The organism is Streptomyces sp. P9-2B-2 (assembly GCF_030406865.1).
Taxonomy (GTDB): domain Bacteria; phylum Actinomycetota; class Actinomycetes; order Streptomycetales; family Streptomycetaceae; genus Streptomyces; species Streptomyces platensis.
Genome location: NZ_CP129126.1, coordinates 4,303,056 through 4,323,442, shown reverse-complemented (window position 1 = coordinate 4,323,442; position 20,387 = coordinate 4,303,056). Strand labels below are relative to the sequence as shown.

Here is a 20,387-nt window from a genome sequence, read left to right as displayed (position 1 = left end):
TTCATTTGTACAGCGATGGGCATTGCATTGTGAAGCCCAGTTAATTTTGTCAGCGTGTCTTCCCGCAATCCGGACCCCGGATCTTTTCGAGGATTTTTCCTGCGGTGCACTCCTGCCGATACCGGACCGTGATCCGGTGCACTGTATATCTATGCGCGTAGATTTTCGAACACGGTACTGTGAGGACACCGCCTTACGCACCACACCACCGGGAGTGCCAGTGGCACGCGTCGTAGTCGACGTCATGCTCAAGCCGGAGATCCTCGACCCGCAGGGGCAGGCGGTGCAGCGCGCACTGCCACGCCTGGGATTCGAGGGGATCGCCGACGTCCGTCAGGGCAAGCGTTTCGAACTTGAGGTGGAGGGTCCGGTCGACGAAGCCGCCCTCGCTCGCATCCATGAGATGGCCGAGACCTTCCTCGCCAACACCGTCATCGAAGACTTCACCGTGCGGGTCGACTCATGACCTCGCGGATCGGAGTCGTTACCTTCCCCGGCACGCTCGACGACCGCGACACCCAGCGCGCGGTCCGGGTGGCCGGCGCCGAAGCGGTGCCGCTGTGGCACCGCGACAAGGACCTCAAGCAGGTCGACGCCGTGGTGCTGCCCGGCGGCTTCTCGTACGGCGACTATCTGCGGGCCGGGGCCATCTCCCGTTTCTCGCCGGTGATGGAGTCCGTTATCGAGCAGGCCAAGGCCGGTATGCCCGTCCTGGGTATCTGCAATGGCTTCCAGGTGCTCACCGAGAGCCACCTGCTGCCCGGCGCCATGCTGCGCAACAACCATCTGCACTTCATCTGCCGCGACCAGAAGCTGCGGGTGGAGAACGCGGAGACTTCCTGGACCGTGGACTACACCTCCGGCCAGGAGATCAGCGTTCCGCTGAAGAACATCGACGGCCGGTACGTCGCCGACGAGCGCACGCTCGACATGCTCGAGGCCGAGGGCCGGGTCGCCTTCCGCTACCTGGACGGCAACCCCAACGGTTCGCTCCGCGATATCGCCGGCATCACCAATGAGGCGGGCAATGTCGTCGGCCTCATGCCGCATCCCGAGCACGCCGTGGAGCCGCTGATCGGTACGGGCCGTACCGACGGCCTCGGATTCTTCACCTCGATCCTGAAGAAGCTGGTCAACGCATGACTCTCGACACCGTCAAGCACGCAGCCGAGACGCCGGACACCGACCAGCCGTGGGCCGAACTCGGCCTGAAGCAGGACGAGTACCAGCGCATCCGGGAGATTCTCGGCCGCCGTCCCACCGGCGCCGAACTCGCCATGTATTCGGTGATGTGGTCCGAGCACTGCTCCTACAAGAGCAGCAAGGTCCATCTGAAGCAGTTCGGTGAGAAGGCCCCCGAGAACGACGCGATGCTCGTCGGCATCGGCGAGAACGCCGGTGTCGTCGACGTCGGCCAGGGCTACGCCGTCACCTTCAAGGTGGAGTCCCACAACCACCCCTCGTACATCGAGCCCTACCAGGGCGCGGCCACCGGCGTCGGCGGCATCGTCCGCGACATCCTCGCCATGGGTGCCCGCCCGGTCGCCGTCGTCGACCCGCTGCGGTTCGGCGCCGCCGACCACCCCGACACCAAGCGCGTCCTGCCGGGCGTGGTGGCCGGGATCGGCGGTTACGGCAACTGCCTGGGGCTGCCCAACATCGGCGGCGAGGTCGTCTTCGACGCCTGCTACCAGGGCAACCCGCTGGTCAACGCCGGCTGTATCGGCGTCATGAAGCACGAGGACATCCACCTGGCCAAGGCGTCCGGCTCGGGCAACAAGGTCATCCTCTACGGCGCCCGCACCGGCGGCGACGGCATCGGCGGCGTCTCCGTGCTGGCCTCGGAGACCTTCGACGACTCCAAGCCGACCAAGCGCCCCGCCGTCCAGGTCGGTGACCCCTTCCAGGAGAAGCTGCTCATCGAGTGCACCCTGGAGATCTTCAAGGAAGACCTGGTCGACGGCATCCAGGACCTCGGCGGCGCCGGGCTGTCCTGCGCCACCAGCGAGCTGGCCTCGGCCGGTTCCGGCGGTATGCGCGTCGAGCTGGACACCGTGCCGCTGCGCGACTCCTCCCTCTCGCCCGAGGAAATCCTCATGAGCGAGTCCCAGGAGCGCATGTGCGCGATCGTCGAGCCCGGGAAGGTCGACCGCTTCCTGGAGATCTGCGAGAAGTGGGATGTCATCGCCACCGTCATCGGTGAGGTGACGGACGGCTCCCAGCTGGAGATCTTCTGGCACGGCGAGCAGATCGTGGACGTGCCGCCGCGCACCGTCGCCCACGAGGGCCCGGTCTACGAGCGCCCGTATGCCCGCCCCGACTGGCAGGACGCCCTCCAGGCCGACGACGCCGCCAAGCTGGCCCGCCCGGCGAACGCGGAGGAACTGCGGGCGCAGGTCCTGCGGCTGGTGGCCTCGCCCAACCAGGCCTCCAAGGCGTGGATCACCGACCAGTACGACCGGTTCGTGCAGGGCAACACCGTCCTCGCGCAGCCGGAGGACGCCGGGATGGTCCGCATCGACGCGGACAGCAACCTCGGTGTCGCCCTCGCCACCGACGGCAACGGGCGCTACGCCAAGCTCGACCCCTACGCGGGCGCGCAGCTGGCGCTGGCCGAGGCGTATCGCAATGTCGCCGCGTCCGGTGCCAAGCCGCTGGCGGTCTCCGACTGCCTGAACTTCGGTTCGCCCGAGGACCCCGCGGTGATGTGGCAGTTCGCCGAGGCCACCCGTGGTCTCGCCGACGCCTGCCAGACCCTGGGCACGCCCGTCACCGGCGGCAATGTCTCGCTGTACAACCAGACCGGCGAGGTGGCCATCCACCCGACCCCGGTCGTCGCGGTGCTCGGTGTCATCGACGATGTGAACCGCCGTACGCCGATCGCCTTCGCCGAAGAGGGCCAGCTGGTCTACCTCCTGGGTGACACCCGCGAGGAGCTCGGCGGCTCGGCCTGGTCGCAGGTCGTGCACGACCACCTCGGCGGTCTGCCGCCGAAGGTGGACCTGGAGCGCGAGCGGCTGCTGGCGGAGGTGCTGATCTCGGCCTCCCGTGACGGCATGATCGACGCCGCGCACGACCTCTCCGACGGCGGTCTGATCCAGGCGCTGGTGGAGTCCTGCCTGCGCGGCGGCAAGGGCGCCCGCCTCGTCGTTCCCGACGGGCTGGACCCCTTCGTCCTGCTGTTCTCCGAGTCGGCGGGCCGTGCGGTCGTCGCCGTCCCGCGCAGCGAGGAGCTCCGCTTCACGGACATGTGCGGTGCCCGGGGGCTGCCGGCCACCCGCATCGGTGTGATCGACGGCGCGGAGATCGACATCCAGGGGCAGTTCAGCATCCCGCTGAGCGAGCTGAAGGAGTCGCACGAGGCGACGATCCCGGGCCTGATCGCCTGAGGTCGCGCCGGGCGGTGCACACCGCCCCCGTATGACGGTCCGACGGCCCGTCCCCACCAGGGGGCGGGCCGTCGCCGCTTTCCGTGGTGGCCGCCGCCATTGCCAATGATTACGTAATTACGTAATCTCTCACCATGGATCTGGAGCAGCGGGTGGCCGAGCTGGAGCGACGGCTGGCCGTCCTGGAGCAGGCCGCCGACCGGCCGGCACCCCCGCCCGAGCGCGAGCCCGATGACGAGCTGTGGGCCCTGCGGGGCCTGAAGTCCCAGCTCGCCGAACTGGGCGCCGACAACGGCGGAGTGCTCTTCACCGGTGCCGTACGGATTCCGGCCGGGCAGCGCTACGAGTGGCAGTACGGCCTGGTCACCGACACCGTGCTGGACCGTGACTGGGGCGCCGCCGCCGAGTCGTTCGCGGCCCTCGGCCAGCCCGTACGGCTGCGGCTGCTGCGCGAGATCCTCGGTGGCCGCTGCACCGCCGCCGAACTCACCGAGCTCGACGGCACCGGCACCACCGGCCAGATCTACCACCACCTGCGGCAACTGACCGCCGCCGGCTGGCTGCACACGGCCGCCCGCGGCCGCTACGAGGTACCCGCCGACCGCGTCGTACCGCTGCTGGTGATGCTGACCGCCGCCGGGCACTGACAACCGCCCGGCCGACCCAGGGGGAAACACATGGCGTCCACGTCCATACGGAAGCTCTCCGCACTCGCCGCCCGCCTCTGCCTGCTGACCTTCCTCGGGATGGTCATCGCGCAGTTCTTCCTCGACTTCTCGTACTGGTGGGCCTGGATTCCGCTCGGCCTGTGGGTGCTGATCGGATTCGGCATCAACCGCTCCACGGCCCGCGCGGAGTCCGAGGGCGCCAACGGGCCCGCTGCCGAGCCGGTGCTGACCGCCGCCCCGGTCACCGGTCGCTGGAAGGCGCAGAACAGCCCCGCCGACAAGGTCCCCAGCCACGGCACCCGGGCCTATGGGCAGGCGTACGCCATCGACATCGTGGCCGAACCGGCGTCCGGCGCCCGGCCCGGCTTCGGCTGGTGGCCCCTCGCCCGCCGCGGTGCGGACTTCCCGGCGTTCGGCGCGCCCCTGCTGGCCGTCGCCGACGCCACCGTCGTCCACGCCGACGACCGCCAGCGCGACCACCTCAGCCGCACGTCCTGGCCCGCACTGGTCTACTTCCTCGTCGTCGAAGCGGTCGTCCGCTCCCTGGGCGGTGCCCGGCGGGTCATCGGCAACCACGTGATCCTCGACCTGGGCGGCGGCACCTACGCGCTCTACGCCCATGTCCGCCGCGGCTCGCTCACCGTCCGTACGGGGGACCGGGTGCGGGCCGGGCAGCCGATCGGCCAGTGCGGCAACTCGGGCAACAGCACCGAGCCGCATGTCCACTTCCAGCTGATGGACGCCGCCGACCCCGACGCCGCCGACGGGCTGCCCTTCACCTGGCAGGGCGTCGGTGTCCCGGCCACCGGCGAGATCTTCGAGGTGGCCGAGGCGCCGGTGACGGACTCCGACGGCGTTGTCAGTGGCCCCGCCTAGGCTGATCACCATGCCGCCTGCCGCCCGGAAGCCGCGTCCCCGCCGGTACGACCCGAAGAAGACCCGCGCCGCCGTCACGGCCCAGCTCGATCATGTCCGGGACGCCGTACGCGGCCTCACGCCCGAGCAGTGCGCGCTGCCGACCCGGCTCGGCGACTGGACGGTGCGGGAGCTGGTGGCGCATCTGGCCATGACGCTGGGCGCGGTGGCGCGCGGCCTCGCGGAGCCGGCCCCGCCGCAGCCGGAGGCGACCCTCCTGGAGTGGCCGTCCGCGTCCGCCCCGTTCGCCTCCGCCATCGACGAGCGCACCCGCGCCCTGGCCGCCGCCCACGAGCCGGTGGACCTGCTGGAGCGCACCGCGGCCGAGTTCGCCGGGCTCGTCGGGGCGGAACGGGACGACCGGGTGGTGGCCGCCCGCCCCGGCGCGATGCGGCTGTCCGACCTCCTGGTCACCCGCTGCCTCGAACTCGTCGTGCACAGCGACGATCTGGCGGCGGCGACCGGCCGGGAGATCCCGTACGACCGCCAGGCCCTGGCCACCACGACCCGGCTGCTGGCCGATGTGCTGGCCGCCCGGGCGCCCGGTGGCTCGGTCGAGGTCCGGGTGCCGCCGTTCGCCGTGGTGCAGTGCGTCGAGGGCCCGAGACACACCCGCGGCACCCCGCCGAACGTCGTCGAGACCGACCCGCTGACCTGGATACGGCTGGCCACCGGCCGTACGACCTGGGCCGCGGAGCTGGACGCGGCGCATGTCAGCGCCAGCGGCGAGCGGGCCGACCTCGGCGGCCATCTGCCCGTCATGAGCTGACCCGGGCGACGAGCCGGCGGGGGCGGTTTCCGGCCGCGAGGGGCACGTCGCGTATCTCACACGGGAGGGAGAGCACCGACGGGCGACAAAGCCGATGAAAGCGACGCCATGACCGCACAACGGGCGGGTGGTGAAGCGACGGGAAGCGGAGCGCCGTAATCCGTTCAGCGCTGAGAAAGCGCAGTTCAGCGGGGCGGCCGGAGGGGTGCACGGCCCCAGCGGAGGCGGCATCCCGGCCCGTCGCCCGCCGGTCCGGTGACCATGGCCGCGTCACGTACTCCGGGCGCCGCATTCATGCACTTCTCCAGTTTCGCGACCATCCCCGGTTCGGATGAATGCGCGACCTGCCCTAGACTCGGTGCCGTGCCACGTGGTGACGGACGACTCAACCACGACCTGCTCCCCGGTGAGAAGGGCCCCCAGGACGCTTGCGGCGTCTTCGGTGTCTGGGCTCCGGGTGAAGAGGTCGCCAAACTCACCTATTTCGGGCTGTATGCGCTGCAGCACCGTGGACAGGAGTCCGCGGGCATCGCGGTGAGCAACGGCTCCCAGATCCTCGTCTTCAAGGACATGGGCCTGGTATCCCAGGTCTTCGACGAGACTTCGCTCGGTTCCCTCCAGGGCCATATCGCCGTGGGCCATGCCCGCTACTCCACCACCGGTGCCTCGGTGTGGGAGAACGCCCAGCCGACGTTCCGTGCGACCGCGCACGGCTCGATCGCGCTCGGCCACAACGGCAACCTGGTCAACACCGCCGAGCTGGCGGACATGGTCGCCGCGCTGCCCCGCGAGGGCGGCCGCGCGACGCAGGTCGCGGCCACCAACGACACCGACCTGGTGACGGCCCTGCTCGCCGGCCAGGTCGACGAAGAGGGCAAGCCGCTGACCGTCGAGGAGGCCGCCCCGCGCGTCCTGCCGAAGGTCAAGGGCGCCTTCTCGCTCTGCTTCATGGACGAGCACACGCTCTACGCCGCCCGCGACCCGCAGGGCATCCGCCCGCTGGTCCTCGGCCGCCTGGAGCGCGGCTGGGTGGTGGCCTCCGAGTCCGCCGCCCTCGACATCTGCGGCGCCAGCTTCATCCGGGAGATCGAGCCCGGCGAGATGGTCGCCATCGATGAGGACGGCCTGCGCAGCACCCGCTTCGCCGAGGCCCGCCCCAAGGGCTGTGTCTTCGAGTACGTCTACCTGGCCCGCCCGGACACCGACATCGCCGGCCGCAATGTGTACCTCTCCCGTGTGGAGATGGGCCGCAAGCTGGCCGCCGAGGCGCCGGCCGACGCGGACCTGGTGATAGCGACCCCGGAGTCCGGCACCCCCGCCGCGGTCGGCTACGCCGAGGCCAGTGGCATCCCCTACGGCTCCGGCCTGGTCAAGAACTCCTACGTCGGCCGGACCTTCATCCAGCCCTCGCAGACCATCCGCCAGCTCGGTATCCGCCTCAAGCTCAACCCGCTCAAGGAAGTCATCCGCGGCAAGCGCCTGGTGGTCGTCGACGACTCGATCGTCCGCGGCAACACCCAGCGCGCCCTGGTCCGGATGCTGCGCGAGGCCGGCGCCGCCGAGATCCACATCCGGATCTCGTCCCCGCCGATCAAGTGGCCGTGCTTCTTCGGCATCGACTTCGCCACCCGCGCGGAGCTGATCGCCAACGGGCTGAGCGTGGCGGAGATCGGCAAGTCGCTGGGCGCCGACTCCCTCGCGTACATCTCCATCGACGGCATGATCGAGGCGACCACGATCGCCAAGCCGAATCTGTGCCGCGCCTGCTTCGACGGCGAGTACCCGATGGAGCTGCCCGACCCGGAGCTGCTGGGCAAGCACCTCCTGGAGGCGGAGACCAAGGCACCGGCGAAGTCCGACGTGGACGGCGTCCAGACGCTCACGGCCGGGGTCGGCGGCGCCGACGCACTGCGTCGCCCGTAGAGCTCGTACACACACGACACGAAAGTTCTCAGCATGTCCGCTGAATCATCTGAGCGTGCTCCGCACACGGGCACCGGTGCCAGCTACGCGAGCGCGGGCGTCGACATCGAAGCCGGCGACCGCGCCGTGGACCTGATGAAGGAGTGGGTGAAGAAGGCCACCCGCCCCGAGGTCGTCGGCGGGCTCGGCGGCTTCGCCGGCCTCTTCGACGCCTCGGCGCTGAAGCGGTACGAGCGTCCGCTGCTGGCCTCCGCCACCGACGGCGTCGGCACCAAGGTCGACATCGCCCGCAAGATGGGCGTCTACGACAGCATCGGCCACGACCTCGTCGGCATGGTCGTCGACGACCTGGTCGTCTGCGGCGCCGAACCGCTGTTCATGACCGACTACATCTGCGTGGGCAAGGTCTACCCGGAGCGGGTCGCCGCGATCGTCAAGGGCATCGCCGAGGGCTGTGTGCTGGCCGGCTGCGCGCTGGTCGGCGGCGAGACCGCGGAGCACCCGGGGCTGCTGGGCGCGGACGAGTTCGATGTCGCCGGTGCCGGTACGGGCGTCGTCGAGGCGGACCGGGTCCTGGGCGCGGATCGCATCCGTACGGGGGACGCGGTGATCGCCATGGCGTCCTCCGGCCTTCACTCGAACGGGTACTCGCTGGTCCGCCACGTGCTGTTCGACCGCGCGGGAATGGCCCTGGACCGGGAGATCCCGGAGTTCGGCCGCACCCTGGGCGAGGAGCTCCTGGAGCCCACCAAGATCTACTCGCTGGACTGCCTGGCGCTGACCCGTACGACCGAGGTGCACGCCTTCTCGCACATCACCGGCGGCGGCCTGGCCAACAACCTCGCCCGGGTCATCCCGGACGGTCTGCACGCCACGGTCGACCGCACCACCTGGACCCCGGGCCCGGTCTTCGACCTGGTCGGCTCGGCGGGCTCGGTGGAGCGCGGAGAGCTGGAGAAGACCCTGAACATGGGCGTCGGCATGATCGCCGTCGTCCCGCAGGGGTCGGTGGAGGCCGCCCTGACCACGCTCGCCGACCGCGGTGTGGACGCCTGGGTCAGCGGCGAGATCGTCGAGCGCGGTGACCACGCCGAGGCAGTGACCCTGACCGGTGACTACGCCGGCTGATCAGTTGGGCCGCACCGGCAGTCGTCGGTGCGGCCGCCGCACCAGCGGTTCACGCTGCGTCGGCAGTCACTGCTGTGGCCGCCGACTTCTGGGCAGCACAGAACCCGGTCCGGGCAATGCCCAGGACCGGGTCCGTGATGCTGTTATGGGTGCCGCGAGCGCGCAGAGAGTCAAGCGCGACGACGCTGCTGGGACGAGTCGCCCTCGTCCTCGTCGTCGTCGCTGTTGTACAGATCTGCGTACTGTGCGTACGGGTCGTCGTCCTCGTCCTCTTCGAACGGCTCTGCGTTCGGAGGCTGCTGGTTCGACGGTGATGCACCCAGCTCGTCGGCCAGTCGTGAGAGATCCGTCCCACCGCTGCTGTACTTCAGCTGGCGGGCGACCTTTGTCTGCTTGGCCTTGGCCCGGCCGCGCCCCATGGGTCGACCCCCTCAATGACGGGGCTCGATGGCCCCAGAGTCTTGACAAGCGTTCATGGATCAGAGCGGACTCTCGACAGAGAGACCGGCCCGTAGGGCTTTAACGGTACCTGCTTCCGCGGCCATACGGTACGTCGCCCGCATCACCCGCCGCTCGGCACGACCTGCAAGGTGCCCCGTCCCCGCTGGTCAACTGCGATTTTAACCTGTCCTGTACGGCGACCCGCCGACGGGTGGTGAGGGATGTCTCCCTGATCACCCGTGGCGGGCCGCCCAAGGCACGCTTTCCGGCCGACAAGGCCGCAATTCCGGCCGCTTCAGGCGCGCCGGGCCTCCGCCATCCGCTGCTCGGCCAGGCGATCGGCGGCCGCGGCGGGCGGAATGCCGTCGGCCTTCGCACGAGCGAATATCGCCAGGGTGGTGTCGAAAATCTTCGCCGCCTTGGTCTTGCAGCGGTCGAAGTCGAAGCCGTGCAGCTCGTCGGCCACCTGGATGACACCGCCCGCGTTCACGACGTAATCGGGGGCGTAGAGGATGCCGCGGTCGGACAGATCCTTCTCGACGCCGGGGTGGGCGAGCTGGTTGTTGGCCGCGCCGCACACCACCTTCGCGGTCAGCACCGGCAGCGACTCATCGCTCAGCGCACCGCCCAGCGCACACGGCGCATAGACGTCCAGGCCCTCGGTGCGGATCAGCGCCTCGGTGTCGGCGACCGCGGTGACCTGTGGGTACTTGGCGCGTACCCGGTCCACCGACTCGGCCCGGACATCCGTGATCACGACCTCGGCACCGTCCTGGAGGAGGTGCTCGACGAGGAGGTGACCGACCTTGCCGACGCCCGCGATGCCCACCTTGCGGCCGCGCAGCGTCGGGTCGCCCCAGGCGTGCTGGGCGGAGGCGCGCATGCCCTGGAAGACGCCGTAGGCGGTCAGGACGGAGGAGTCGCCCGCGCCGCCGCTGGCGGGGGAGCGGCCGGTGGTCCACTTGTTCGTACGGGCGACGACGTCCATGTCGGCGACGTACGTACCGACGTCGCACGCGGTGACATAGCGGCCCCCGAGGGAGGCCACGAACCGGCCGTAGGCGAGCAGGAGTTCCTCGGACTTGATGAGGTCGGGGTCACCGATGATCACGGCTTTACCGCCGCCGTGGTCCAGTCCGGCCAGGGCGTTCTTGTAGGACATGCCGCGCGACAGGTTCAGGGCGTCCAGCACGGCCTCCTCCTCGGAGGCGTAGGCATGGAAGCGGGTACCACCCAGGGCGGGGCCCAGGGCGGTGTTGTGGATGGCGATCACGGCCTTGAGGCCGCTGGCACGGTCCTGGCAGAGAACGACCTGCTCATGGCCCCCCTGCTCCGAGCGGAACAGGGTGTGCAGAACGCCGCCGTCGGTGCCGGCGGAGGCCGGACGTACGTCAGTCACTGTGGTGACTCCCATAAGTCGCGAAGGACGCCCTCCTTCGGGTGGGGAGGGCCGGTTGAAAAGAGCGTAAGACCTGCGGGGCCGGTTGATCCGTCGGGTGCCGAGGATCACCCTCTCCCGGGGGACGGGCATGGGACGATCTGGTCGTATCGCAGGCCGGCGGGGGCCCTCGGGATCTCCCGGCGGTGGACTTCCCTTTGAAGGAGCGGGCGTGGCCCTGGCGTCGTCGGTGAAGGTCCCGTACATGGCATATCTACGGGTCTACGAGCCGCTGGCTGCGTTCCCTGAACCGGAGCGCTCTCACTGGGCCCGCTATGCCAAGCGGGCGAAGACCCCTACCGCCCAGGACGAGCAGCGGCGGGCCCTGGCAGATCTGCTGCCGACCCCGCCGGTGCCGGTGCCGGTCCACGAGAGCGCGGACGCCTTCATCGCCGAGGTGAACGAGGTGACCTGCGTCTGCCCCTGGCGCACCCGGCTGCGCGGCTGGCAGGCCCTGGAGTCGCTGGACGAGCTGCTGCCGGCCTCGGTGCTGGACGCGGCGCTGCCCCCCGTGGTGCGCCGGCAGGCGGCCACCGACTACGAGCAGTGGCGGGAGCGCAACCCGGACGCCCGGCCCTGGATCCGCGGGGCGGCCTGGCACGTCCCCGTCCGCTGGTTCGTGCTGTTCTCCGACGGCGAGCGGGAGTACACGAAGGGTGAGCAGGAGCCGGTGATGCGTTACCGGACGCCGATGGTGCAGGCGCGGCGGCGGGTCGCCCGGGGCCTGCGGACGCTGCGGGACGCCCTGGAAGAGGGGACCTTGATCGACGGCCTGGTAGATGTGGGGCGCTGGCTCGAGGAATTCCATCCGCGTTCGCTCGTGGAGCTGGACTACGGCGGGCTGGTGCACGCGGTGCCCGAAGCGCAGCTCGCCGAGGACCGTTCCGCCGCCGAGGTGGCGGAGGGGATGGCGGCGCTGCGCGACGGGGACGGCGAGCGGGCCGGGGTCGCGTACGAGAAGCTTTCCCAGCGGTGGCGTGCGGTGCGGGAACGCCAGTTCTCCAGCTGAGGCGCCGGTGCGGTGCCGAAGGTTGCCGGCGTGGCAGCGCGGTGTTCGCTTTTCGGTGGTCGGGCGGTAAAGGACGTAGGTCCTGATCCGGGCGATTGCCTCAAGCGTGACCTAAAGCACTGACATCGGGTCTTGCTCCCAAGCCATACCCTCGTGCCAAAATAGGACAAGGAGCCCGACCTGGGCTCCTTCCGTCCAACTAAGGGCGGATAGATCGGTATTGCGTTCCTTGAGGGGTCTCGTGGCGGCTGATCACGCTGTGACTGATCGTCACGGACGGGTGACTGTCCGCTATGGCACGGTCCATCGGCATCCGCCGAGGTTGAACACCTGAGAGGGCAATTCCATCGGTTTGGCCGACGTGGCTGGACAGATGGTGTAGTTGTAGTGCCGAGGACAAGCCGTTCGTCCTATAACCGACTCGGCCCGCGTCCGCCATTTCGGGCAACGTGGGTCAAGGTGCAGAATTTAGAGGAAAGAACCGTGATGGTTCGGTTCTCCCGAGGAGGCCGCTCATGACCGCTCGCACCCCTGACGCCGAGCCGCTGCTTACCCCTGCTGAGGTCGCCACGATGTTCCGCGTGGACCCGAAGACGGTGACCCGCTGGGCCAAGGCAGGCAAGCTCACGTCCATCCGCACGCTCGGAGGACACCGGCGTTACCGCGAGGCTGAGGTCCGCGCACTGCTCGCGGGCATTCCGCAGCAGCGCAGCGAGGCCTGAACAACCGCATAACCAGGTCGTTTTCGGGGCCCCCAACCCGAAAGCGCCCGCTTTGCGCCACATAGCTCGACCGCTTCACCACGCTTCACACAGCTTCATACGACGCGGCGCCTGCCCCACAGGCTCCACGCCCGCTCCCTTTGGGTACGTCGTCGATCGCGCTGGACTCCGCCGGGTCCAGCGCGATTTTTTTGTGTGCGCCCGCTTCAGGGCCCGTTGGAGCGGTCGGGTCGGCCTGGCGCCGCCGCCGTCCCGGACGGCGGCCAGCGGGTCTTCACGGGCCCTCTGAGGGGCTTTCCGCGGAGACCCTGAGCCCCCTCCCGGAAGCCGCTCCGGGGGAGGTGCAATTGCACATATTAAATTGACTGGTTGTAGGGCGGGTGTAAGTTCCTCATCGGGCCAAACTTGTTCGGTGACACCCGTCACACGACGTGGCGCTTGAAGACGATACGTCCGCTGCGATAGAGAACTCCGCCCGCCACACCCAACAGCCTGTCACCGCACCGTGGCTGACACAGGCGCCGGTGGTCACCGGCTTGCGGGACCTTCGTCCTCGTCCGCCGGCGGCTCACAGGCAGCCCCGGACGACGCGGAGGCGGACGCGGGCGTCACAGGCCCGGAGCGGGCCGTGTGCGGCTCCATGACGAGCCGTTGCAGCTGATGACAGACAGGGCAGTGCCGCGTCAGATGGCGATAGCCCGTGGCGGCTGACAGATGCGCCCGCAACAGCGCCCTGGTCTCGTGCCGTACCGCAGTCGTCATGCGCATACCTCCCCGGCCCCCACACCTTCCTCAGTGAGTACCCGCGGTACGTGCCGCCGTCAATACAGCGGGCGGCAATCCGGCTACGGTCCGCATCCGTCGGAAAGGAACCGGCCGGTGCTGTGGCCGGCGTGTGACGGGGTGCGGGCCGGGCCGGAAGGTGATCGGCGCCACGCCCATCGGCGCGTGACAGGGATCGGGGAGCGGGACCTGACGGGGTGTGGGGTGCGGTGGTGGCTTCGCGCGGGGCGCGGCCCGAGTGCGGACAGCAGAAAGGCCCGCATCCGAGGGATGCGGGCCTTTCTCTATGCGGTCCTGACGGGATTTGAACCCGCGGCCTCCACCTTGACAGGGTGGCGAGCACTCCAAACTGCTCCACAGGACCTTGCGTTTCGCTTTCCGCTTGCGGCGGGCTGCGAAGCAAGACTCTACAGCAGGTCAGGGGGTGCGGTCGAACTCGATACCGGCAGGCCGGATTCCTACGGCGCGGCGGCGTCCACCGCCTTCACGATGCGCTTGTCGGAGACCGGGTACGCGGTGCCCAGAGCATGGGCGAAGTAGCTCACCCGGAGCTCCTCGATCATCCAGCGGATCTCCAGGGCAGCGGCCGGCACCGGGCGGCCCGGCGGGAACTGCTCCAGCAGCCAGGCGTATTCGTCCTGCATCTCCTTCACCTTCGCCATCCGGGTGCGGTCCCGCTCGGCGTTGGTGGGCAGCTGCTGGAGACGGCGGTCGGCGGCCACCAGATAGCGCATCAGGTCCGGCAGCCGCTTGGCGCCGTGCGCCGTCACGAAGCCCGGCTTGATCAGCGCCGCCAGCTGCTCCCTGAGGTCCGTGAGGGACGGCAGCAGCGAGGGGAAGGCCGTCTCCTTCAGCCGGCGCTCGCACGCCTGCCAGGCGGCCAGCACCTCCTGGACCTGCTGGATGGTCTTCAGGGTGACGTCCACCAGATCCGCGCGGACCTGGTCGAACAGCTTCCGGAAGGACTCCTCGTCCCACGCCGGACCGCCCCGGGCCGCGATCAGCCGGTCCGCGGCGGCGGTGACGCAGTCCTCGAAGAGCGCGGCGATGGAGCCGTGCGGATTACGGGACAGCGCGAGCTTCTGCTGATTGCTCAGCTTCCCCTGGGCGAACTTGGCCGGATTGGACGGGATGTTCAGCAGGATGAGCCGTCGGGTGCCCGCCCACATCGCCGTGAGCTGCTCGGCCTCGGTGTCGAAGAGGCGTACGGCGACGCTGCTGCCCTCGTCGACCAGCGCCGGGTAGGCCTTCAGCGGCTGGCCCGCACGCCGGGTCTCGAAGGTGCGCGGCAGTGTGCCGATCGTCCAGGACGTCAGCCCGGTCCGCTGCTCGGGGCCGGCCGGTGCCGGTCCGCCGTCCGCGCCGCCCTTGCGGTCCCTGGCGGGCCGCTCGGCGGCCTCCTCGAAGGCCTTGGAGATGGCCGCCCGGGTCTTCGGCTTGAGCTGCAGCCGCAGCGCCTCCAGGTCCTTGGCCTCGGCGAGCTTGCGGCGCCGCTCGTCGACCACCCGGAAGGTGATCTTGAGGTGGTCCGGGACCTTCTCCGGGTCGAAGTCCGCGGCCTCCACGGGCACGCCCACCATCCGCTGGAGCCCCGCGGCCAGAGACGTCGTCAGGGCGCCCTGGAGGGGGACCGTGGAGTCCAGGAAGCGGGCCGCGAAGTTCGGTGCCGGGACGTAGTTGCGGCGGATCGGCTTGGGCAGCGAACGGATCAGCTCCGTCACCAGCTGCTCGCGCAGGCCCGGGATCTGCCATTCGAAGCCCTCGGAGGAGACCTGGTTGAGGACCTGGAGGGGGATGTGGACGGTCACACCGTCCGCGTCCGCGCCCGGCTCGAACTGGTAGGTGACCTTGAACTTCAGCTTTCCCTGCCGCCAGGAGTCCGGGTAGTCGTCCTTCGTGACGGCCTCGGCGGACTCGTTGATGAGCATCGAGTGCTCGAAGTTCAGCAGCTCCGGCTCGTCGCGGTGCTTCTTCTTCCACCAGGCGTCGAAATGGGCGCCGGAGACCACGTCCGACGGAATGCGCTGGTCGTAGAAGTCGAAGAGCGTCTCGTCGTCCACGAGGATGTCGCGGCGCCGGGCGCGGTGCTCCAACTCCTCGACCTCGCCGAGGAGTTTGCGGTTGTCATGGAAGAACTGGTGGTGGGTGCGCCAGTCGCCCTCGACCAGGGCGTTGCGGATGAACAGATCGCGGGAGGTCTCCGGATCGATCCGGCCGTAGGCGATCTTGCGCTGGGCGACGATCGGGACGCCGTAGAGCGTCACCCGCTCGTACGCCATCACCGCGGCCATCTTCTGTTCCCAGTGCGGCTCGCTGTACGTGCGTTTGACCAGGTGCTGGGCGAGCGGCTCGATCCACTCCGGCTCGATCCTGGCGTTCACCCGCGCCCACAGCCGGGACGTCTCGACCAGCTCGGCGGACATCACCCAGCGCGGTGGCTTCTTGAAGAGCGCGGAGCCCGGGAAGACCGCGAACTTGGCGCTGCGGGCGCCCAGATACTCGCTTTTGGTGTCGGTGTCCTTGAGGCCGATGTGCGAAAGCAAACCGGAAAGCAGCGAGGTGTGGATGTGATCCGGCGCCGCGTCCTCCTCGCTGAGGTGGATGCCCATGGTCTTGGCGACCGAACGCAGCTGCGAGTAGATGTCCTGCCACTCGCGTATCCGGAGGTAGTTCAGGAACTCACCGCGGCACATCCGGCGGAAGGCCGAGGAGGACAGCTCCTTCTGCTGCTCACGGACGTAGCGCCAGAGGTTGAGGAAGGCGAGGAAGTCGGAGGTCTCGTCCTTGAAGCGGGCATGCTGCTGATCGGCCTGCTGCTGCTTGTCCGCGGGCCGCTCGCGCGGGTCCTGGATGGACAGCGCGGCCGCGATGACCATGACCTCGCGGACACAGCCGTTGCGGTCCGCCTCCAGCACCATCCGCGCCAGCCGCGGGTCGACCGGCAGCTGGGAGAGCTTGCGGCCGAGCGGGGTCAGCCGCTTCTTGGGGTCCTTCTGCCGGGCGTCGAGCGCGCCGAGTTCACTCAGCAGATCGACGCCGTCCTTGATGTTGCGGCGGTCCGGCGGGTCGATGAACGGGAACTTCTCGATATCGCCGAGGCCGGCCGCGGTCATCTGGAGGATGACGGAGGCGAGGTTCGTCCGGAGGATCTCCGCGTCCGTGAACTCGGGGCGGGAGAGGAAGTCGTCCTCGGAGTAGAGGCGGATGCAGATGCCGTCGCTGGTACGGCCGCAGCGGCCCTTGCGCTGATTGGCGCTGGCCTGCGAGACCGGCTCGATGGGCAGCCGCTGGACCTTGGTGCGGTAGCTGTAGCGGGAGAGCCGGGCCATGCCGGGGTCGATGACGTACTTGATGCCCGGGACGGTCAGCGAGGTCTCGGCGACGTTCGTGGCCAGCACGATCCGTCTGCCCGTGTGCCGCTGGAAGACGCGGTGCTGCTCGGCGTGCGACAGCCGCGCGTACAGGGGGAGGACCTCGGTGAACGGGAGGGCCTTCTTGTTGAGCGCGTCGGCGGTGTCGCGGATCTCCCGCTCGCCGGAGAGAAAGACCAGGATGTCGCCGGGCCCGGCGGACTGGAGCTCGTCCACGGCGTCGCAGATCGCGGTGATCTGGTCGCGGTCGGCGTCCTGGCCGCCCTCCTCCAGCAGGGGGCGGTAGCGCACCTCCACCGGATACGTCCGGCCGGAGACCTCGACGATCGGTGCGCTCGCCTTCGCTTCCCCGTCGCTCCCGGAGCCGTCCGCGGCGGCCGAGGGGGCGGTACGGTCCGGCGCCGCTCCTACGGACGCGAAGCTGCCGAAGTGCCGGGCGAACCGCTCCGGGTCGATGGTCGCCGAAGTGATGACGATCTTGAGGTCCGGGCGCCGGGGCAGCAGCTGGGCGAGGTAGCCGAGGATGAAGTCGATGTTGAGGCTGCGCTCGTGCGCCTCGTCGATGATGATCGTGTCGTACTGGCGCAGCTCCCGGTCCGTCTGGATCTCGGCGAGCAGGATGCCGTCCGTCATCAGCTTGACGAGGGTGTCCCCGCCGACCTGGTCCGTGAAGCGGACCTTCCAGCCGACCGCCTCGCCCAGCGGGGTCTTCAGCTCCTCGGCGACCCGCTCGGCGACCGTACGGGCCGCGATCCGGCGCGGCTGGGTGTGCCCGATCAGGCCCCGGATGCCCCGGCCGAGCTCCAGGCAGATCTTGGGGATCTGCGTCGTCTTGCCGGAGCCGGTCTCCCCGGCGACGATCACGACCTGGTGGTCGCGGATCGCGGCGAGGATCTCGTCCTTCTTCTGGCTGACCGGCAGCTCTTCCGGATACGTGATCTCGGGCACCGCGGCGCGCCGCTGCTCGACGCGCAGCTCCGCCTCGTCGATGCCGTCGGAGATCTCGGAGAGCACGGCCGTCCGGGCTTCCGGCTTACGGATACGGCGCGCGCCGTCGAGCCGGCGCCCCAGCCGCTGCTGATCGCGCAGCATCAGCTCGGGCAGACGTTCCAGCAGGTCGGAGAGGCCGGGAGCGGCGGTGCCGGGCAGCGCGGTAGCAGAGCCGTCGGGCAGGGCGGAGGCAGGCTGACTGGACATACGTCCCCCAGGATCTCACCTCGGATAAACGACTGGCGAACCATTTGCCCGCGCGGACGGCGCCCCGCGCTCCCCGGCAGCCCGCCGGGAACCTCCTCCGCGCCCCGGCCGGTGCACGTGGCCGCCCGATTCCGATGCGGCGGCACCGCCGTCCGGGTGGCCGCGGGGAGAGCGGGCGGGCGCCCGAAAACCGCATTACGACATGATCGCCGGTCAGCGAGAATGCCCGTATGGACAAGGGAATACGACGGATTGCGGGCATCGTCATGATGGTCGCCGGTATCGCGCTCGGCGCCTGGCTGGTCTTCGGCGCGCCGCACGACTGGGAAGGCAACGTGCGGCTGGTGAAGATGGCGATGGGCCTGGCGGCGACGGGGATGATCACCGGCGGTGCCCGGCTGATTTTCTGGCAGCCGGAGGACGGGCCCGCCGGGGCCGCCCGGGAAGCCGGCGTCGGATAACGACGAAAAAGGCCCCGATTCGAGGAATCGGGGCCTTCTCCCAAAGGGTGTGGCTGGGGCCGGGGTCGAACCGGCGACCTATCGCTTTTCAGGCGATCGCTCGTACCAACTGAGCTACCCAGCCGCAGCGGTCCTGACGGGATTTGAACCCGCGGCCTCCACCTTGACAGGGTGGCGAGCACTCCAAACTGCTCCACAGGACCTTGCATTGTGCGAAAGCGGCGCAAGCCATTCTCACACACGATGTTGCGTGCCCCCAACGGGATTCGAACCCGTGCTACCGCCTTGAAAGGGCGGCGTCCTGGGCCACTAGACGATGAGGGCTGGTGGCCACCTTGGCGTCGTTACCGGCGCCGTCGGGGACGTGAGAAGCATATGGGATGGGAGGACCGTTCGCCAAAACGGTTTAGCGGGGGTGTGCGGACGGGCTCCTGGCCGGGCGTCCGGAAGGGTGGGACGAGGGCCCGGAGGACGGGCCGGACGAGGGCGGTGAACCGGACGGCGCGGGCGTGGCGCCGGGTTGGTTCTCATGGGGGAGGTGGCGGCTGACCTCGGCCCGGGACAGGCCCAGTCCGCCGAGGGTGATCTCGTCCCACGCCTGGAGCCGTTTCGTCCTCCGGTCCAGATAGAGCACCGAGGCCAGGACCGGCTCGGGCTTCTTGTTGTGCACCGCGCGCAGTCCGCCGCCGCCCGTCGAGCCCTCGACCATCAGCCGGGTGCCCTGGGGGAGCAGGGTGTTCTCCCGGTGGTGGACATGGCCGGCCAGCGCCAGCGGGGCCAGGCCGTCCGCCTCGCGCACCGCGGCGGGGTTGTGGGCCAGCGCGAGGTCGACGGGGGTGCCGGCCAGCCGCTGGGTGCGCAGCGCGTCGGCGAGGCGGCCGCCGGCGGTGCGCTCGGCGGGGTCGCCGGCCGCCACCACGGAGCGGTCCGGGGTGAACTGCGGATCGCCGACGCCCGCGATACGTACGCCGGCGACCTGGGTGACCGTGCCGTGGTCGAGGACGGTGACCTGGCGGCGGCCGGTCAGGTACTTCTGCGTGCCCCGGGAATCGTGGTTGCCGCGTACCCATACGTAGGGGGCGCCGAGGGTGGAGACCGGGTCCAGGAAGTGGTTCTCGGCGGCCGAGCCGTGGTCCATGGTGTCGCCGGTGTCGACGATCACGTTGATCCGGTACTGCTTCACCAGGGAGGCGATGATCCGCCAGGCGCCCGGGTTCAGGTGGATGTCGGAGACGTGCAGGACGCGGATGGTGGTGGGGTCCGGCTGGTAGACGGGCAGCGTCGAGGTGGCGTCGTAGAGCTTGGTGACGTTGGTCACCAGGCGCGCCAACTCCTGCTGGTAGACGTTGAATTCGCTGACGATGCTGCGCGCGTTGCCGACCACCGAGGGCGCCGAGGTGAGCAGGCCGGAGAACTTCGGCTCCAGTACGGACTCGGGGTTCCAGGTGGCGTACGCGGTTCCCGCGCAGGCGCCGAGCAGGGTGAGCGCCAGACCGCCGGCGGCCAGTGCGCGGCGCGGGCGGCGGTAGATGGCCAGGCCCAGCGCGGTGGCGCCGGACGCCACGGCGACGCAGGAGTGCAGTGCCAGCCCCAGAGCGCCGCGGGTGACGTCGTGGGTGACCTCGGCCTGGAGACCGGCGAACCGTTCGGGGTGGTCCACCAGCGCCTGGGAGCGGACCGGGTCCAACCGGTCGACGTCGACATCGAGCCGTACGGGCGCGTGGTGGCTGCTCAGTTCCAGATCGCCGAGCGGCGCGACCTCGATCCGGGTGCCGCCGGACAGTGAGGGGCGCAGCGCCATGCTGGTGTCCATCGGGCCGACGGGGACACGGAGGCTGCCGATCAGCAGCAGCCCCAGCCAGGCGCCGACGACGGTGACGGCCATCAGGCCGAGGGCGGACGCCAGGGGGCGGTGCGGGGCGTCGTCCACCAGGGTGGCGGTGGGGGCCGTACGGCGGGAGCGGTAGCCGCGGCGGACGGCTGCCGGGAGGGCGCGTACGCCGGCGAGGCCGGTATGGAGCAGCCGGTGCGGGTGGCTTTGCGGGGCGTCGGGGTGCGGTGTCCGGGAGCGCGCTGCGCGGGCCATTGGTCCCGTATGCCCGTCCGGGGTGCCGTTAAGCGAGGAGGGGCCGCCTCCGGTTGGGCTGCGGTGCGGCGGGCGAACCGCGACGAT

Annotated in this window: 16 protein-coding genes and 4 tRNA genes; 11 read left to right on the top strand and 9 right to left on the bottom strand. The window is 69.9% G+C overall.

Going from position 1 to position 20,387, the window contains the following annotated elements:
* Nucleotides 1–220: 220 nt before the first annotated feature.
* The 8 genes from purS to purM all read left to right on the top strand — a co-directional run bounded on the left by purS (nt 221) and on the right by purM (nt 8,792).
* The gene (gene purS / locus QT196_RS18820) at nt 221–466 is read left to right on the top strand and encodes a phosphoribosylformylglycinamidine synthase subunit PurS (protein WP_042151546.1); all 246 of its coding nucleotides are present in this window, start codon (nt 221–223) and stop codon (nt 464–466) included.
* Nucleotides 463–1,143: a phosphoribosylformylglycinamidine synthase subunit PurQ gene (gene purQ, locus QT196_RS18815; RefSeq protein WP_168480211.1), complete on the top strand. Its 681-nt coding sequence runs from the start codon at nt 463–465 to the stop codon at nt 1,141–1,143. The genes purS and purQ overlap by 4 nt, the downstream gene beginning before the upstream one ends.
* The gene (gene purL, locus QT196_RS18810) at nt 1,140–3,389 is read left to right on the top strand and encodes a phosphoribosylformylglycinamidine synthase subunit PurL (protein WP_266737300.1); all 2,250 of its coding nucleotides are present in this window, start codon (nt 1,140–1,142) and stop codon (nt 3,387–3,389) included. The genes purQ and purL overlap by 4 nt, the downstream gene beginning before the upstream one ends.
* Nucleotides 3,390–3,523: 134 nt before the next feature.
* A complete protein-coding gene (locus tag QT196_RS18805; protein ID WP_168480209.1) occupies nt 3,524–4,036 on the top strand; it encodes a helix-turn-helix domain-containing protein in 513 nt (170 codons plus the stop codon).
* 30 nt (nt 4,037–4,066) lie between these two features.
* The gene (locus tag QT196_RS18800; protein WP_168480208.1) at nt 4,067–4,933 is read left to right on the top strand and encodes a M23 family metallopeptidase; all 867 of its coding nucleotides are present in this window, start codon (nt 4,067–4,069) and stop codon (nt 4,931–4,933) included.
* 10 nt (nt 4,934–4,943) lie between these two features.
* On the top strand, nt 4,944–5,741 hold the full coding sequence (locus QT196_RS18795; RefSeq protein WP_266737295.1) for a maleylpyruvate isomerase family mycothiol-dependent enzyme: 798 nt from the start codon (nt 4,944–4,946) through the stop codon (nt 5,739–5,741).
* A 363-nt stretch (nt 5,742–6,104) separates the two neighbouring features.
* Complete coding sequence (gene purF, locus QT196_RS18790; protein ID WP_168480206.1) at nt 6,105–7,664, top strand: amidophosphoribosyltransferase; 1,560 nt, start codon at nt 6,105–6,107, stop codon at nt 7,662–7,664.
* A gap of 33 nt (nt 7,665–7,697) precedes the next feature.
* Complete coding sequence (purM, locus tag QT196_RS18785) at nt 7,698–8,792, top strand: phosphoribosylformylglycinamidine cyclo-ligase (RefSeq protein WP_085927504.1); 1,095 nt, start codon at nt 7,698–7,700, stop codon at nt 8,790–8,792.
* A gap of 170 nt (nt 8,793–8,962) precedes the next feature.
* On the opposite strand, the gene QT196_RS18780 is transcribed toward purM, so the two are convergent.
* Both QT196_RS18780 and QT196_RS18775 read right to left on the bottom strand, forming a co-directional pair.
* Nucleotides 8,963–9,211, bottom strand: a complete 249-nt coding sequence (locus tag QT196_RS18780; RefSeq protein ID WP_168480205.1) for a DUF3073 domain-containing protein — start codon at nt 9,209–9,211, stop codon at nt 8,963–8,965.
* A 317-nt stretch (nt 9,212–9,528) separates the two neighbouring features.
* A complete protein-coding gene (locus QT196_RS18775; RefSeq protein ID WP_168480204.1) occupies nt 9,529–10,647 on the bottom strand; it encodes a Glu/Leu/Phe/Val dehydrogenase in 1,119 nt (372 codons plus the stop codon).
* Nucleotides 10,648–10,843: 196 nt separating this feature from the next.
* Here QT196_RS18775 and QT196_RS18770 point away from each other — a divergent pair, with 196 nt between their 5' ends.
* Both QT196_RS18770 and bldC read left to right on the top strand, forming a co-directional pair.
* Nucleotides 10,844–11,680, top strand: coding sequence for a hypothetical protein (locus tag QT196_RS18770; RefSeq protein WP_168480203.1), 837 nt, complete (start codon nt 10,844–10,846; stop codon nt 11,678–11,680).
* 515 nt (nt 11,681–12,195) lie between these two features.
* The gene (gene bldC, locus QT196_RS18765) at nt 12,196–12,402 is read left to right on the top strand and encodes a developmental transcriptional regulator BldC (RefSeq protein ID WP_003949541.1); all 207 of its coding nucleotides are present in this window, start codon (nt 12,196–12,198) and stop codon (nt 12,400–12,402) included.
* A 528-nt stretch (nt 12,403–12,930) separates the two neighbouring features.
* Here the strand turns inward: bldC and QT196_RS18760 are convergent.
* From QT196_RS18760 to hrpA, 3 genes are all read right to left on the bottom strand, one after another.
* Entirely contained in the window at nt 12,931–13,164 is a 234-nt protein-coding gene (locus QT196_RS18760; RefSeq protein WP_290355280.1) for a DUF6274 family protein, read from the bottom strand.
* Nucleotides 13,165–13,474: 310 nt separating this feature from the next.
* Nucleotides 13,475–13,549 (bottom strand) — tRNA-Asp (locus QT196_RS18755).
* A 94-nt stretch (nt 13,550–13,643) separates the two neighbouring features.
* On the bottom strand, nt 13,644–17,753 hold the full coding sequence (gene hrpA, locus QT196_RS18750; RefSeq protein WP_290355278.1) for an ATP-dependent RNA helicase HrpA: 4,110 nt from the start codon (nt 17,751–17,753) through the stop codon (nt 13,644–13,646).
* 230 nt (nt 17,754–17,983) lie between these two features.
* Between hrpA and QT196_RS18745 the strand changes: the two genes are divergently transcribed.
* Nucleotides 17,984–18,214, top strand: a complete 231-nt coding sequence (locus tag QT196_RS18745) for a hypothetical protein (RefSeq protein WP_248001204.1) — start codon at nt 17,984–17,986, stop codon at nt 18,212–18,214.
* 50 nt (nt 18,215–18,264) lie between these two features.
* Here QT196_RS18745 and QT196_RS18740 read toward each other — a convergent pair.
* The 4 genes from QT196_RS18740 to QT196_RS18725 all read right to left on the bottom strand — a co-directional run bounded on the left by QT196_RS18740 (nt 18,265) and on the right by QT196_RS18725 (nt 20,300).
* A tRNA-Phe gene (locus tag QT196_RS18740) sits at nt 18,265–18,338 on the bottom strand.
* A 4-nt stretch (nt 18,339–18,342) separates the two neighbouring features.
* A tRNA-Asp gene (locus tag QT196_RS18735) sits at nt 18,343–18,417 on the bottom strand.
* Nucleotides 18,418–18,465: 48 nt separating this feature from the next.
* A tRNA-Glu gene (locus QT196_RS18730) sits at nt 18,466–18,538 on the bottom strand.
* Nucleotides 18,539–18,620: 82 nt separating this feature from the next.
* Nucleotides 18,621–20,300, bottom strand: coding sequence for a metallophosphoesterase (locus QT196_RS18725; protein ID WP_290355277.1), 1,680 nt, complete (start codon nt 20,298–20,300; stop codon nt 18,621–18,623).
* Nucleotides 20,301–20,387 lie beyond the last annotated feature (87 nt).